This is a genomic window from Photobacterium sp. WH77 (genome assembly GCF_022014395.1).
In the GTDB taxonomy this organism is placed as follows: Bacteria; Pseudomonadota; Gammaproteobacteria; order Enterobacterales; family Vibrionaceae; genus Photobacterium; species Photobacterium arenosum.
Map to the genome: position 1 here is coordinate 76,577 of NZ_JAKLTE010000009.1, position 16,199 is coordinate 92,775.

The 16,199-nt window shown below is 49.5% G+C and carries 12 protein-coding genes; 7 read left to right on the plus strand and 5 right to left on the minus strand.

The window, feature by feature from the left end; all coding sequences use genetic code 11:
- Positions 1-261: 261 nt before the first annotated feature.
- Entirely contained in the window at positions 262-2,028 is a 1,767-nt protein-coding gene (locus tag L6J37_RS11170) for a L,D-transpeptidase family protein (protein ID WP_237795144.1), read from the minus strand.
- A gap of 322 nt (positions 2,029-2,350) precedes the next feature.
- Positions 2,351-3,004, minus strand: a complete 654-nt coding sequence (gene folE / locus L6J37_RS11175; protein ID WP_192016680.1) for a GTP cyclohydrolase I FolE — start codon at positions 3,002-3,004, stop codon at positions 2,351-2,353.
- Positions 3,005-3,185: 181 nt separating this feature from the next.
- Here folE and moeA point away from each other — a divergent pair, with 181 nt between their 5' ends.
- Positions 3,186-4,421, plus strand: a complete 1,236-nt coding sequence (gene moeA / locus L6J37_RS11180; protein ID WP_237795146.1) for a molybdopterin molybdotransferase MoeA — start codon at positions 3,186-3,188, stop codon at positions 4,419-4,421.
- Between the two features lie 24 nt (positions 4,422-4,445).
- A complete protein-coding gene (gene moeB / locus L6J37_RS11185) occupies positions 4,446-5,201 on the plus strand; it encodes a molybdopterin-synthase adenylyltransferase MoeB (protein WP_192016682.1) in 756 nt (251 codons plus the stop codon).
- A gap of 79 nt (positions 5,202-5,280) precedes the next feature.
- Here the strand turns inward: moeB and L6J37_RS11190 are convergent, their stop codons facing one another.
- Positions 5,281-6,897 carry a peptide ABC transporter substrate-binding protein gene (locus L6J37_RS11190; RefSeq protein WP_218385922.1) on the minus strand — a complete coding sequence of 539 codons (1,617 nt, stop codon included), beginning with the start codon at positions 6,895-6,897 and terminating at the stop codon, positions 5,281-5,283.
- 211 nt (positions 6,898-7,108) lie between these two features.
- Complete coding sequence (locus L6J37_RS11195; protein WP_192016684.1) at positions 7,109-7,948, minus strand: CvfB family protein; 840 nt, start codon at positions 7,946-7,948, stop codon at positions 7,109-7,111.
- A gap of 302 nt (positions 7,949-8,250) precedes the next feature.
- On the opposite strand from L6J37_RS11195, the gene L6J37_RS11200 reads away from it, so the two are divergent.
- Together L6J37_RS11200 and L6J37_RS11205 are read left to right on the plus strand one after the other, a co-directional pair.
- On the plus strand, positions 8,251-9,594 hold the full coding sequence (locus tag L6J37_RS11200; RefSeq protein WP_192016685.1) for a hypothetical protein: 1,344 nt from the start codon (positions 8,251-8,253) through the stop codon (positions 9,592-9,594).
- 153 nt (positions 9,595-9,747) lie between these two features.
- The gene (locus L6J37_RS11205; protein ID WP_237795147.1) at positions 9,748-11,217 is read left to right on the plus strand and encodes a protein adenylyltransferase SelO; all 1,470 of its coding nucleotides are present in this window, start codon (positions 9,748-9,750) and stop codon (positions 11,215-11,217) included.
- A gap of 85 nt (positions 11,218-11,302) precedes the next feature.
- Here L6J37_RS11205 and L6J37_RS11210 read toward each other — a convergent pair whose 3' ends face one another.
- Positions 11,303-12,226, minus strand: coding sequence for a putative PEP-binding protein (locus L6J37_RS11210; RefSeq protein WP_237795148.1), 924 nt, complete (start codon positions 12,224-12,226; stop codon positions 11,303-11,305).
- A 270-nt stretch (positions 12,227-12,496) separates the two neighbouring features.
- On the opposite strand from L6J37_RS11210, the gene L6J37_RS11215 reads away from it, so the two are divergent.
- From L6J37_RS11215 to L6J37_RS11225, 3 genes are all read left to right on the plus strand, one after another.
- The gene (locus tag L6J37_RS11215) at positions 12,497-13,549 is read left to right on the plus strand and encodes a 3-deoxy-7-phosphoheptulonate synthase (RefSeq protein WP_192016688.1); all 1,053 of its coding nucleotides are present in this window, start codon (positions 12,497-12,499) and stop codon (positions 13,547-13,549) included.
- 84 nt (positions 13,550-13,633) lie between these two features.
- Positions 13,634-14,119, plus strand: a complete 486-nt coding sequence (locus L6J37_RS11220) for a YajQ family cyclic di-GMP-binding protein (RefSeq protein WP_027252148.1) — start codon at positions 13,634-13,636, stop codon at positions 14,117-14,119.
- A gap of 272 nt (positions 14,120-14,391) precedes the next feature.
- Positions 14,392-16,014, plus strand: a complete 1,623-nt coding sequence (locus L6J37_RS11225) for a glycoside hydrolase family 19 protein (RefSeq protein ID WP_237795149.1) — start codon at positions 14,392-14,394, stop codon at positions 16,012-16,014.
- Positions 16,015-16,199: the final 185 nt, after the last annotated feature.

The window sequence follows — 16,199 nt, forward strand, 5'->3', positions numbered from 1 at the left end:
TCTACGCAAGCTGCCTGCCCAGGCTCAATAGCCAGCAGTGCATTGACACAGAAAATTCATCTTAGGCGGGAGCTACGCTATGACATAGCGTCTGCACAGAATGGCAGTAAGCCAATGGCTATGATTTGATTGTGTTCGTTGTCGGGGAAAACACGAAAGACTTCATGCCTTCCCCGCTCTGCGCTGATATTACTGCTAAAACATCATCTCCAGAAAATGTGGTTAAGGTTTTGTCTGGTCAACGGGTTAGCGCAGTCGTTATCAGCGATAGTTCATCATGGCGATGTAGTCATGTTCTTGCGGTACTGTGGAATCATCATCATAGCCATAAATATCGTCACGAACCTGCAGTTTACCTTGCTCATCAAGCCAGGCGGTGCGGTAAATAAAATCCACCGCCAGTGTTTTTCGCAGATTGATCGTCGCTGGGTTGCGTTTTCGCAATAAATTATCATAGGTTGCACTTTGTCCTGCCCGCTGCCTTTCCAGCAGGAAGTAGGCTAAGTCGTGCGCCTTCTCCACCCTGACACAACCCGAGCTGAAGTTCCTTTTACTTTTGTTAAACAAACGCTTAACTGGCGTATCGTGCAAATAAATCGAAAAATCATTCGGCATCATGAATTTCACCTGCCCAAGTGCATTACCAGGGCCGGGTCTTTGCTGAAATTCGTAAGGAAAATTACGGGCCGACACCGTACTCCAGTCAATTTGTGCGGGGTCAATCGACTGCGCATCACTCCATCCCGACACCATCCGCATGTTATGACGCGCCAGATAATCAGGAGATCGTTTCATGCTGGGTATGACATCTTCTTCCTTGATAGTTTCAGGGACATTCCAGGTTGGATTCACCACCATGTGATTGATAGCAGAAGAGAATAAATAGGTTGGCCGGCTGCTTCTGCCCACAATGACTTTCGATTCAAATACCACATTTTCATCATCCAGAACCCGCAACATGAATTCCGGAATATTCACCTGAAGCACCTCACCCTGACCATGTCGCTGCAGAACACGGTTACGCTGTAGATTCAGGGCCAGAAGCTGGGCAACCTGTTCGTACGAACGCGCCATATTCTGCGCGGTTTCAGGGCCAATAACGCCATCATCTGTCAGGCCATGACGCTGCTGGAACTGCCGGATGGCCTGATGAAGTACACCGGTATTGGTGAGTCGGTTTACTGCTGACTCACCGGTTGCCTGCTCCATCTTCATGACATTGGCATAATCCTGATCCGACAAGTCACCATAAGTATTGAGCATGCGTGCAAGCTTGTCACCGTTAGGTATTTCAGCGCCAAATTTAATGGCCGGGCGTCCCGACAGATACACACCATGCGGCTGAGCCTGTTCAAGCGCGCGCATTTCGGCAACCAGCGCGTCAAAGTGCTTGTCTGTCGGACGCAGTCGTTGCAGTGAGGTTAGAGTCAGTGGCACAGTGATCATAGGAGCTGACGCAAGGTGTTGAGCATCCAGGGTAAAGTTGGCAGGCCGATAGAGCGCACTCGGATCATTGAGCATCTGGTTAACGGTGGACTGGTAGACCATCAGGGTATCTGTCGCCAGAAGATCCAGACCGCGTTGATCATCGCGCTGCGATAGCTGTTGCAGTTCCTGAACTCGCTGCAATAAACCCGGCACCCTATGGGTTTCAGCCAGTGCTGTTAACTGCAGCAGTAATTCATCCACCAAAGCCGGATCACGCCAGAGGGGCATAAAATCATGACTGGCGTAAAGGTTTTGCAACGCTGTTGGGAAACACAACGGGTCAGTCTGGCCCGGACAAAGCTGGCGAGTGCTCAGAACGGAAACCGATTCCAACCCGTGCCTGCCGAGCTGAGGGACAGTCAGCGAGGCAGAAATAATCGAACTCTGAGCAGGAACCAGCCTTATCACGCCTTCTTCTGCCGCCAGCGAATACGCGGACATCAGCACTGCCGCAGCCAGTCCGGCTGTTCCTTTCACGAAACCAGAGACCGCAACATCCATTGCCTGTCGTGTCACTTTGCCGCTGTTGAAATTGAGCATAGCCTGACAACCCCACTTTACGTTCTTTGTTATTCGCACTAAAAGTCAGTAGTGGTTAACTCACTTTTATCCGGCTTTTCTTAGCCTAAGTTTATCCAAGCCACCAGCTGTAAAGTGTTCAACATTTAATAATCGCTAATATTAACGTTAGCTATACAGTAAAGTACCTGTGCAGTAATGATTGACGTTATATTCACTATTTTTAATATCAATTACGTAATTTTGTCTTGCAGATATGTAATCGGTGCCATAAAAAAAGCCAATACAGACAGTTAGCTGTATTGGCTTTTTTTACGACGGCAGGCTGGGTGGCAAAAAGCGGTTAACGCAGTCCGTGAAGGAACTCTGCACGGGTCGCAGGTATGCGTTTAAAAATACCGCCGAGTGCGGTTGTTGTTGTCTCGCTGGTTTGATCCATCACACCACGGGCTTTTACACAGTAGTGCGTGGCATCAATTCTCACTGCGACATCATCGCTTTCCAACAAAGTTTGTAGCGCAACTAAGATTTGCTGCGTCATACGTTCCTGCACCTGCGGACGCTGAGCAAAGAAACGCACAATGCGATTAATCTTCGACAAGCCGATAATTTTTCCGCGCGGAATATAAGCCACCGTTGCTTTACCATCTATGGTTACAAGGTGATGCTCACAAGTGCTGGTCAGGGTGATCTCTTTTACCCGCACCATTTCATCACAGTTCATTTTGTTATCAATGACAGTGATTTTCGGAAAGTTGCCGTAATCCAGACCGGAGAAAATTTCGTCTACATACATTTTCGCGATACGTTTTGGGGTATCCATCAAGCTATCATCGGTGAGATCCAGAGATAATAATCCCAGAATTTCGCGCATGTGGAATTCAATACGTTCTTTCTTCTCGGCATTGCCAACCAAGTCGGTTGTCATCGGGGTTTCCAGTCCACGGGCTTCTAACGCCTGACGGACTTTCAATGCTGATTCGCTTAATGTTGTCATTTTCTCCTCCAACTGACTGAGGCTGATGATCGAACAACACTGCCTTGCCAGTAAAACTGAGCCCGAAGGATACCCCCATTTAGCAACAATTACACCTCGTATTTGCTGGGGGAATTAGTTCCGACGAGTTTTTTTTGTCATAATAGTCAGCAATTAAGCATAACGAATGAAGGATTAGCAAATGGACTCGTGTGATGCGCCGGGCTTGATGCCGGTAGAAACAGCCATTGAGAAAATGCTGTCAGTGGTCAAACCTATCAGCAAAACCAATAGATTACCTTTGGCAGAAACACTGGGGCTGGTACTGGCAGAGGATGTGACCTCCCCGATTAACGTCCCGCCCTTTGCCAATTCCGCCATGGATGGCTACGCCCTTCAGCGTGCTGATTTAGACAAAACAGACACCCTGACTCTGGCCGGTCAGTCGTTTGCAGGTAGCCCTTTCGACGGTGCATGCCAATCAGGCCAGTGCATCCGTATTATGACAGGCGCAGAGCTACCTGCTGGGACAGATACCGTGATCATGCAGGAAGAGACAGAGGCGCTTGGTGACCAAATCCGCTTTCTGGCTACACCTCAGGCAGGAGACAATGTCCGCCCGATTGGCGATGACATTCAACTCGGCGAAGTTGTTGTTGCCAAAGGCCACAGGCTTTCAGCGCGAGAACTCCCGCTGATCGCTTCACTGGGCATTGCCAGCTTACCTGTGTTTGAACGTCCTAAAATCGCTTTCTTTTCCACCGGTGACGAGCTGCGCCCGCTCGGCGAACCGCTGGCCGCCGGCCAGATTTACGACAGCAACCGTTACGGAATTCGGGCGCTGCTGGATAAATTCGGCTGCGAGGTGCTGGATCTGGGGATTATTCCTGACGATCCCGCCCAGTTGGACGCGGCTTTTGCGAAAGCCACCAGCACAGCGGATGTGTTAATCACCTCAGGTGGCGTCAGTGTTGGTGAAGCGGATTACACAAAAGATATCCTCACCCAGCAAGGCGAAGTCGGTTTTTGGAAGATAGCCATGAAACCAGGCAAGCCTTTTGCCTTCGGCAAGGTCAACGACTGCTGGTTTTGCGGTTTGCCGGGGAACCCGGTGTCAGCCATGCTCACCCTGTATCAGATGGTTCAGCCTGTCCTTGCCCAGTTGGCGGGCCAGAGTCAGTATCAGGCTCCCCAGCGCTTACCGGCCATTGCCAGTACCGTGTTTAAAAAACGCCCTGGCCGTACCGACTTCCAGCGCGGCATTTATCAGGTGAACGACAAAGGGCAAATTGAAGTGGCCACAACAGGCAATCAGGGGTCAGGCGCATTCAGCTCCATGCATCAGGCCAACTGCCTGGTCATTCTGGAACAAGAGCGCGGCAAAGTGCAGCCGGGTGAAACTGTCACGATTGAACCGTTTAACGCCAGTATGTATTAAATGATGACCGAGCAGGAGCCAGTAATGGAAGAGTTATCTGATCAAGAAATGCTGCGTTACAATCGGCAGATCATTTTGCGTCAGTTCGACTTTGAGGGCCAGGAAGCCTTAAAAGCGGCGCACATACTGATCCTTGGTGCCGGAGGGTTAGGTTGTGCCGCGAGCCAGTATCTGGCTGCGGCCGGCGCCGGCGTGCTGACCCTGATTGATGACGATAAGGTTGAGCTCTCCAATCTGCAACGTCAGGTGCTCCACCACGACGCGACTGTGGGTATGCTGAAAGTCGACTCCGCCAAACAGGCACTTGAGCGGATGAATCCGCACTGTTCTATTCGCACCATTGGCGAGCGGCTGGATGATGCGGCCCTGCTCACCCTGATAAAACAGCACACGCTGGTTGTCGACTGCAGCGATAACCTGCCGACCCGAAACCAGTTGAACCGTTTATGCTACCAGACTCAAACCCCTCTGGTTTCCGGCGCGGCAATACGCATGGAAGGCCAGGTCAGTGTCTTCACCTATCAGAACGATCAGCCTTGCTATGCCTGCCTCAGCAGCCTGTTCGGCGAACAAAACCTGACCTGTGTTGAAGCCGGTGTGATGTCACCTCTGGTCGGTATCATCGGTGCGGTGCAGGCGATGGAAGCCATCAAAGTGATAGCGGCTATGGGCAAACCGCTCACAGGTAAAATTCTGCTGCTGGACGCCATGACTATGCACTGGCAGGAAATGAAGCTAATGAAGCAGGCGAACTGTCCGGTTTGCGGGAGTAACGAATAACACGAGTAAAAAGAGCCTGACTGAGATCAGGCTCTTTGCTTAAGGCTCTTTAGTCAATCTTACAGAACGTTTCGTCGCATCACTTCATGATGTACAAATCACGGGTGTAGCGGTTTGCCGATGCATTAGTCGTTGAATACCCGCCGACTTTTGGCGACTTGATAACTGTCTTGGTATAAAAATACACAGGGATTGCCGGCATATCTTCAGCAAAAATACGTTCCGCTTCCTGATAGAAGTGATTACGCTCTTTATCTGATTTCGCCGCTAAAGCGTCTGCCATTGCTTTGTCGTAGGCTTGATTGGCCCAGCGCGAATAGTTCATGCCCTTGCTTTCAAAGTACGACAAAAAGGTTGATGCTTCGTTATAGTCACCTACCCAGGCATAACGCGCCAGACTAAAGTCTTTCTGAGCCAGTTTCTGCAGGAAGGTTTTCCATTCCTGGTTCGCCAGATCCACTTCTACCGGCAGGCTTTGCTTCCACATCGACAGCATCGCCAGCGCCAGTTTTTTGTGCGATTCATTGGTGTTATATACCAGCTCAAATTTCAGCGGGTTATCTTTCGAATAGCCTGCTTCTTTCAACAATTCCTGCGCTTTTTGGTTACGTTCCTTCTGAGACAGCGAAGCCCAGGGCAATTCCGGCGCATCAAAACCCGCCACGGCAGGCGGTGTCACACCGTAGGCTGGGATCTGCCCCTGCCCCAGAATAAACTGAGTCACCACATCACGATCGATCGCATAAGCCAGTGCTTTACGGACGCGGACATCATCAAATGGCTTCTTATCTAAGTTGAACAGATAGTAATAGGTCGCCAGCGATGGCATGGTCAGCAGCTCATCAGGACGCTCTTGCTTGATGTGCTTATACTGTTCGAGCGGAAATGTCGCCGTGATGTCAATTTCACCGGTACGGTAACGGTTATACTCTGCCGTCTGATTTTCAATCGCCAGATAGGCGGCTTTGTTAATCACCGTTTTAGCATCATTCCAGTATGCCGGGTTACGTACCAGATCAATGCGCTCGTTCACTACCCAGTTGGTCAGAGTGTACGCACCTGAGCTGACGATATGATCCGGATTGGTCCAGTTATCACCATACTTTTCAACCGCTTTACGGTAGACAGGAAACGTTGATGGATGTGAGAGCATTTTGACAAAATAAGGGGTTGGCTGAGTCAGACTAAACTGAACGGTGTTGTCGTCCAGAGCCTTGACACCCAGAGTCTCTTTGTCTTTTTTGCCATCAGTGATGTCTACAGCATTCACAATATTCGCTGTACCCAGATACCACGAATAAGGCGCTGCGGATGCCGGATCGGCATTGCGCTTAAAGCTGTATTCCACATCGTGCGCCGTTAATGGTTCACCGTTAGACCACTGAAGCCCGTCACGAAGATGGAAAGTCACGGTTTTGCCATCAGCAGAGATGTCCCAGTGCGAGGCCAGGGCAGGAATAATATTGCCTTCCTTATCTTCAGACACTAAACCGTCGAACAAATCGCTGATCACTTTGCTGCTTGAGTCATCTGTGGTCATGGTGGGATCTAAGGTTGGCACCTCACCGCCCAGACTCCAGACAATTTCCTGTTTCTCTGCCAGCGTCACACCCGCAGGCACATCGGCTGCGTAAGCCGCGCCAGACATCAGCAGCGAAATACCTGCAGCCAATGCTTTCACTTTCATTCCTTGCATGTTTATTCCTTGTCAATTGTAGTGTGTTGTCAGGTTGGATAAGCCTTGGATGGGACCTAACAGTTTTTTACTCACAATCAATGACTATAAATGGCTCAATGCTGTAACCATTCAGGTATATAAACATACGCTCATATTGAGCAAGAGAGAATAACAGCGGTCACAAAAAAGCCGGTGAGTTTCACCGGCTTATGTCAGAATTGCAGCACTTTCAGTTATCGTTGAGACGGATACCATCCCTTTCGATGATGATCAGGCCTTTCTTGTATAAGCTGCCAATGGTTTTTTTGAACGTTGCTTTACTGGTTCTGAACGCTTTGAAGATATCATCGGGTGCTGACTTATCGCTCAAAGGCAGAAAGCCCCCCTGCCGCTCCAGCGTTGTCAGGATTTTATCCGCCAGATCGTCCACTTTCGCTTTGCCTGCTTTTTGTAACGACAGGTTGATCTTGCCATCGGGGCGAATTTCTTTGATATAGGCTTTCAGTTTCTTACCGACAAACAACTTACCAAACGCTTCTGTCTTAAAGAAAAGTCCCCAGTGCAAATCTTCGATCACCGCTTTGTAACCCAGCTCAGTCGTTTCCGCGATTAAGACTTTCACTTCATCGCCCACTTGATACGGTGCCGGTGTTTTATCCAGAAAACGGTTCAGTTTAGTCGAGCCAACTATACGGCCGGACGCTTTGTCGGTATAGATTCGCACCAGAATATTCTGACCGACTTCCAGGCGGCGTCGCTGCTCACTGAACGGTACCAGCAGATCTTTATCCAGCCCCCAGTCAACAAAGGCGCCGACACCAGAAATGCCGACTATCTTCAGCAGCGCAAAGTCACCGACTTGCGCCAGCGGTGTTTTCGTCGTCGCAATAATGTCATCTTCAGAATCAAAATAGACGAACACCTCCAGATTATCCCCCAGAGATGTGCCTTCAGGCACAGACGATTTCGGCAGCAAAATATTGCCAAAATCCTCGCCACCATCCAGAAACACGCCAAAATCTACAATTTTTACGACTTCCAACGTGTTGTACTGACCAACTTTAATCATAAATATGTCACTCTCAGGGTAAACTATTCCAGCGGTTATCCGCCTCAATCTCCGGTCAGCAGCATTTCTGACACAAAACTAACGCTGAACGGGAGAAAGCTCGCTATTTTGAAACGCGCATTATACGTGATGTTGATTCAGGCTGCCTGACCAAAATAGGCGTATCTGACCAAAATTTCTGCTGTCGAGCCATAACTCGTTGTCTGGTAGTGCTATTTCACATGAGTTTACACTAAAATTCTAACAGCAACTGAATCCGGCAAACCCACACCACAGAACCTTCAGAGAGGAACCGACTTAAAGTGATCACCGTTGAAAAGAAAGATGGCCATAACCTGAAAATGTCGCATGTCATCCATGAGGCAAAAAATCGTCAGCTTGATGTATTTCTTTTCATTCCCGGTGAACTTGGCCTGAACGCCAATATCATGTCTGAAGACGAGTTCTACCATAATGTCATTCACGGTAAGCGAACTTACTTCAGTGATGTTCATCATCTTCCACTGGTACACAGTCGCCTCGCCAGTCGTGGTAATTTGCCATCCGGTCAGTATCGCTTGAGCCTGAGTTTGTTTGCTTACCAGTTTGCGGTGGCACTGGAAGAAACCGTCCATCAACTACTTGATGAAAAAACAGAGCGAACCACAGAGGAACTGGAAGAAGTCGCCAGTGTTTCGGCAGGGATTCTCAAGCGTTTGCGCCGGAATGTGCCGAGTGATGAAGAACTGCTCAAGTATTACCAAAACATAGATAACTATTTGTCCTGGTTTACAGAACAGCGTTTCCTTTCGTTGGTCGCCCACCTGCCAAGAGCGGAAAACTACAGCGAAATCAAAGCACTGTATCTGGATTTCTGTCAGACAGAATCCGCTCACCGTTTATCTAATAATTATAACTCTGAGCGCGCAACGGCTGATCCAACGCGCATGTCGAACAAAATGCGGTTGCTGCGACGCCTGATAGAATATCCGGTCACCATGAAAGAGAGCACGACTGTTTTGGGTAATACCACCAAAAAAGTCGTGACAGGGTTTGCGGCCGGTTTTGTGATGATCTTTGTCACCATCATGCTGATTGAGGCCCGCGGTGTACTTGGTGACATTACCGCGTCGTTTATCCTGGTGCTGTCGGTAATTTATGCCGCCCGCGAGGTGTTTAAAGACGACCTTAAGCACGCTCTCTGGCGCTGGGTACGAAAAGGCAAACCCAAGTGGCGTAAACAGTTTTTTGACAGCGACAGCAATAAACTGATTGGCCGCCAGCTGGAATGGCTGGAATACATGCGCTACGACACGCTGGATGACAACATCAAAAAAGCGCGCAAGCACAAGGTGTCGGCTAAAGAAGAAGCCATTCTGCATTACAAAAGTACCACCAGAATGTCGACGACCAAGTTTCTGACCGGGTATGAGCAAACCAAAGAATCGATTCTTTTTGATCTGCGCTTCCTGTCCACGCTGATGGAAAAAGGTTCCCAGAAGATTTACGTCATGCGTGACGGCCAGGTGGCGAGAGAATCGGTTGAAAAACGGCACCTGATTAACCTGATCACCCGTGAGAGTGACGAAGATCAGGAACCTAAAATACAGCGCTGGAAGATCATCATGAACCGTTCAAAGATCGTCGATATTGAAGCGATTGACTGATTTCCTTCACTAACTGACACGATTGTGGGCCTCTTCTATGCTTATGTTATGAGGAGGCCCACTTTCCGATGCCATTAACCCTACATTTTATGCCTTGTTTACAGGCCGTAACTTGATACGCTACCCCTCACTTTCATCTTCCTGGCGGCCATTATGCGCAAACTGACCGAATTGATTTTCAATAATACTTACAGTGAATTACCCAGTGTGTTCGGCACCCGGGTGATCCCCCAGCCGCTGGAAAATCCTTACCTGGTCAGTGTCAATCCTGCCGTCTGTGAAATGCTGGAACTGGATCCTGCCGAAGCGCAGACCCCTTTCTTTGCAGAACTGTTTACCGGCAATGAGGCACTGCACGGACTTGACCCGCTGGCCATGAAATACACAGGTCATCAGTTCGGTCAGTACAATCCGGATTTAGGCGATGGACGCGGCCTTTTGATGGGAGAAGTGATCACATCACAAGGCAACAAGTGGGACATTCATCTGAAAGGCTCCGGGCAAACCCCTTATTCCCGCATGGGAGACGGACGCGCAGTGTTACGCTCCAGCATCCGTGAATATCTGGCCAGTGCGGCCATGAAAGGCCTGGGTATCCGAACCACGCATGCACTGGCCGTGTTAGCCAGCGACACCCCTGTTTACCGGGAAAAAGCAGAACCGGGCGCCACACTGATCCGTGTCGCAGAAAGCCACCTGCGTTTCGGCCACTTTGAATACCTGTTTTATACCCAGCAGCACACGGAGCTGAAGCTGCTGGCGGATTATCTGATCAAGCATCATTTCGCTGATCTACTCACCCATGCCACACCGTATGCGGCCATGTTCCAGCGCATCGTCGATCTGACAGCCACCTTAATCGCTGACTGGCAAGCCGTTGGTTTTGCTCACGGTGTGATGAATACCGACAACATGTCAGTGCTCGGACTGACATTCGACTACGGTCCTTACGGGTTCCTGGACGATTATCAGCCGGGTTATATCTGTAACCATTCAGACTATTCAGGCCGCTACGCGTTTAACCAGCAACCGTCCATTGCACTGTGGAATTTATCCGCGCTTGGCTATGCATTAACCCCGCTTCTCGACAAAGAAGAGATTGATGCCGCACTGCACAGCTACCAGTCACGGCTTCAACAGGAATACAGCATCCGGATGCGCAATAAATTGGGCATTATGGAACGCCATGAAGAAGACAGCGCCCTGTTCAGTGAGATGTTTGAGCTGCTCGCCAATCAGGCAATAGATTACACCCTGTTCTTCAGAACGCTGACTGACATTCCAGCCGGAAACCTGACTGACAGCAGCCACCTGTTTTCGGATCTGGTTAACGATCCTGCGCCCCTGCAAGCCTGGCTTAACACTTACGCGAAGCGACTGACACTCGAGCAGAACAACGATGCCGATCGCTTAGCGTTAATGCGGCTGCATAATCCTAAATACATACTGCGGAACTATTTAGCCCAGCAAGCCATTGAGCAGGCGGAAAGTGGTGACTATGCCATGGTTGAGAATCTGCTTAACGTTCTGGCCAACCCATATGACGATCACCCTGGCTATGAGCAGCTGGCGGTGAAACCACCGCAATGGGGAAAAGAGCTGGAAATCAGTTGCTCGTCTTAGCAAGCACTCTTTTCCGGCACGATGCCGACACGATAGAAAAGAGCGGCAAGTATAAAAAGAGCCTGAATACTCAGGCTCTTCGTAGTTATTGTGGGCTGCAGATAAGACTCGTCACTGCGTGTTCCGATAGCCAGCGCTGAAGTTTTGGCTGAACGGTGACAGAGCGTGACAGTAATTCACAAGGCTTATTCACTTCCCGGCTCTTTTTCAGAGTACGTTCAGCCAGAAATAACACTGCGTCATTATAAGGTTCGTCATAATCCAGCGTGTCATTTGCCGGGTCTATCGCCAGCGTCAGTTGTGCCAGATGATCCAGATCGATCACTACACCATCAAAGTAATGCAGAAATTTATCCGCCATCACAGCATTGGCCGGTAAATCACACATCAGATGCACCTGCAAACCTGACTTTCCGCGAAACAAACCTTGTTCTGCCAGCAAATCATGAACGGATGCCGCATCACTGTATGTCCGGACAAAAGGAATCACTATGGCTATCGGCAAATCACCGGTAACAAGGCGCAATTGCTTGATAATCTGACACTGCAGTGCAAACATTCTGGCCCACTGCGGCTGCAGGTAGCGAGCGACACCGCGCAGCCCCATCACGGGATTCTCTTCTTTCGGCATTAAATGACCGCCAATCTGCGTACTGTCGCTGGCAATCTCCCCTCCGCTGAGTCTCAGCTTCAGTACCGGTTTGGTATGTCCTGCCGCAATACGTTTCTGAGCAAATTCAGACAAATCACTGACCAGCCTGTCAACCAGAAAGCTCTCAGCATCTTTCCCGCCGGTTATCGCTGACAACGCCGCTTTCTCATCACCATTGAGTACATCCGGCTGACACACAGCGCTGAGATGAATCCCGGTTTCTGCTATTAACGCATCCAACCCTATCAAAACTGTATTGCTGGCTTCATCTGTTGACCTTGATACCAATTGCGAGCGCGTTAATGCGATTACTTTACCCGCGACAACATTGGTCGCCCACTTCTCTGCGGACATCATAGCCATCTCCCTTACACTGCTGTTTATTATCTGTTATTCAACCAAAGTAGCTCAGCATCCGAGTTACTCTGAAAGGCAAGCACCATTTTTATGCTTACAGGAAACATAACAATTCATTTTTATCCGGTGCAACCATTATTCAGGTTTTCTTCAGATCCCAGTAAATTCAGGCCATAAAGGTGATGGATATTAATCGTTTGGTTTATTCCTGCGGCCTTTTAGGCTATCTTTATCCGTCATCAATGTTACACCTGAAAAGCAGGCGCCCAAATGCCCCAAAAAACCGATGAACTTCGTACCGTCAGTCTCGGACGTATGCCTTCTCCAGACGAGGTGGAAGCCGCCCATCCGATGACAGATACCACCGCCAAGCACATCGCTCATTCCCGCCGTGAGATCGAAAACATTCTGACAGGCAAAGATAACCGCCTTCTGGTCATCGTTGGCCCATGTTCAGTCCATGATACAGAAGCCGCTCTGGACTATGCGCGTCGCCTGCTGACACTAAAAGACAAATACCAGGAAAAACTGTGCATTGTAATGCGCACCTATTTCGAAAAACCACGGACTGTCGTTGGCTGGAAGGGCCTGGTTTCCGATCCCCATCTTGATGGTAGTCTGGATTTAGTTGCCGGTTTGTACAAAGCCAGAAAACTACTGCTCGACATTAATCAGCTGGGCATGCCAACAGCGACCGAGTTCCTTGATATGATCACAGGCCAGTACATTGCGGACTTGATCAGCTGGGGAGCGATTGGCGCACGTACCACTGAATCTCAGATACACCGTGAAATGGCCTCTGCGCTTTCCTGCCCGGTAGGATTTAAAAACGGCACCGATGGTAATGTGAAAATTGCGATAGATGCGATTCGTGCCACCCGTGCACCGCACGTTTTTTGCTCCCCGGCAAAAAATGGCGAGATGACGATTTACAAAACCGCGGGCAATCCCCATGGCCACATTATTTTGCGTGGCGGAAAAATGCCAAATTATCACGCAGAAGACATTCAGGCAGCCTGTGACGCGCTGGAAGAGTTTGCGCTGCCGACTAAGCTGGTAGTCGATTTCAGCCATGGAAACTGTCAGAAGCAACATAAACGCCAGCTTGATGTGGCTGCCGACATCTGTAAACAACTGACAGATGGCAGTCGCTACATTGCCGGCATTATGGCAGAAAGCTTTATTGTTGAAGGTAATCAGTCACTGGAAAGCGGCCAGGAAAAAGGCCTGACCTATGGTCAATCCATCACCGACCCTTGCATAAGCTGGGAAGATACTGAAGAGATGCTTGCCATGCTCGCTGCTGCAGTCCAAAAACAATAAGCCAGGCCAAAAGCCATTAGTTACAATAATCTGGCGTTTTATGATATAAAAACGCCCATTAACAATGATGAGCAGGAATACACCATGCCTTCTTTTGATATTATTTCTGAAGTCGATACCGTTGAGCTGAAAAATGCGGTAGATAACAGTAACCGCGAGCTGGACACCCGCTTTGATTTCCGCAATGTAGAAGCCACTTTCAGTCTGAATAAAGAAATCGTGAAAATGTCTGCTGAAGCTGAGTTTCAGCTGCTGCAAATGCGCGATATCCTTCGCGGAAACTTAGCCAAACGCGGCGTTGATGCCCGCGCGATGGAAACCAAAGACATGGTTCACACTGGGAAAACCTATTCACAGGAAGCCATGTTTAAGCAAGGGATTGATACCCCTGTGGCTAAGCAAATAGTCAAAATGCTAAAAGATTCCAAGATCAAAGTGCAAGCCTCTATTCAGGGCGACAAAGTCCGGGTAACCGGTAAAAAGCGCGATGACCTGCAAGCTGCAATGGCGCTGGTACGAAGCTCAGAAGAGCTGGATAAACCTTTCCAGTTTGAAAACTTCCGCGACTGATTCACCGCTTTATCCATTGATTTCAGGAAGGCGATACATGCCTTCCTGATCAGCCACAGAGTCAACATCAACACTTTTTACACCACTCCAATTAAGTTGTAGTGCATTATCACAACTTCTCAGCAAGCCTCTGACTCCTTCACTGATTCCTATTGCTTGCTATCACAGTTTGTCATTTCATCTCACGACAAAACTGTCATAAGCGATACCTTAATTTGCAGTACATTTTTTCGGTCAACTGACCGGCTTTTACTGCACTTAAGGAACCAACAATGAATAACAGACACATACTGCAAAGGACGCTGAAGACAGTCCTGATCAGCAGTGCTTTACTCTCTGCCAGCGTCATGGCCACGGCGAATTACAACCCCGATGGCGTTTATAGCGTGGGTGAACAAGTCATCTATCAGGGAGCCACTTATCAAGCACTGCGCAGCACAGAAAACGAGGCACCCGATACGTTTCTGGGCGATGCCTGGCAACAGGTCAACGCGCAGAATGTAACGTCATCAACAACACCGACGTATCCGGCCTACCAGAGCAGTGCTGTGTATGTAGGGGGCGACCACGTTTCTTACAACAGTCAGATTTATAAAGCAAAATGGTGGACACAGGGAGAAGCACCAGACGCCACACCCGGCACAGGCGTTTGGGAGTGGGTCAGTGCAGACAACAACCCTGATCCCGGCCCCGGCCCTGATCCGGATCCAACGCCGGAACCGACACCGGCCAACGGTATCATTGGTCAGAACCCGGACGGCAGCTATATCATGAGCAAAACCTATCTGGATGCCCGTGAAGCCGAACTGACCAGCTCGCCGGAATTCGCTGCAGTGCTGGCTTCAATCAGCACACGCGACAACGCAGTTGTAGAAGCCGTTGTTCCTGGCTTGTCTACCAACCCGGATAACGTCAAACGGGTTGAAGCCTTAATCAGCGAGCAAAAATGGGATGCGCTGTTCCCGGAGCGCAACGTCGTCTATACCTACTCTAATTTTCTGAAAGCAGTCGCGAAATTCAAAGGTTTTTGTGCCACCTATACCGATGAGCGTGCAGCGCAATCAGATGCCATCTGTGCCAAATCGCTGGCCGTTATGTTCGCGCATTTCACTCAGGAAACCGGCGCCCATAACCCCCACTCTCCTTACGAAGAATGGCGGCAGGGCCTGTTCTTTGTACGCGAAGCCGGGTGTTCGGAAGAGGCCTCTTCCTGTGGCTACAACAGTGAATGTGCCGCCAGTAACTGGCAGACTGAACAGTGGCCATGCGGGACTAACCCCGACGGCAGTTATGTGAAGTATTTCGGTCGTGGTGCCAAACAACTGTCTTACCACTACAACTACGGCCCCTTCTCTGACTTTATCTTTAACGACGTTAACGTACTGCTACAAGATCCGGATCGTGTTGCTGACAGCTGGCTGAACCTAGCGTCTGCCGTGTTCTTCTTTGTGTATCCGCAGCCACCGAAACCTTCCATGCTGCATGTTATTGACGGTACATGGCAGCCAACAGCAGCAGATATTGCTGAGAAGCGCGTACCCGGCTTTGGTGTCACCACTATGATCATCAATGGCGGTATTGAATGCACGCTTGACACTGAGAAACCTCAGTCAGTCAACCGTATTAAATACTACCGTGGTCACGCTGCCGCTCTGGGTGTTGCCATTCCCGCAGACGAACAGCTGGGCTGTGCGGGTATGAAAGCGTTCAAGAAAACAGGTGACAGCACCTTTGGCCTGTACTGGGAAAATGACTGGAGCTATTACCCGGATAACCCGAGCGGCAGCAGCTTTGCCTGCCGGATTGAATCCGGGTATCAAACCGCACACACCACACTGAAAAAAGGCGATTATGCCAAGTGTATCCAGAAGTATTACGGCGTGACGATTGAGTAACACCACTCATTCCAGCAACATCAGATAAAGATTCCGGGATAATGAACAGCGTCATGCACTTATCCCGGATTTTTTCATGCAATAGCCTGAAAATGTGCAAGCTGTGACACCGATTCCCCTATCCGCTTTCTGTACCCTGATTTCTTTTTGTCTCACACCCGAGTTTGTTAGAGTGCCACTGCCTA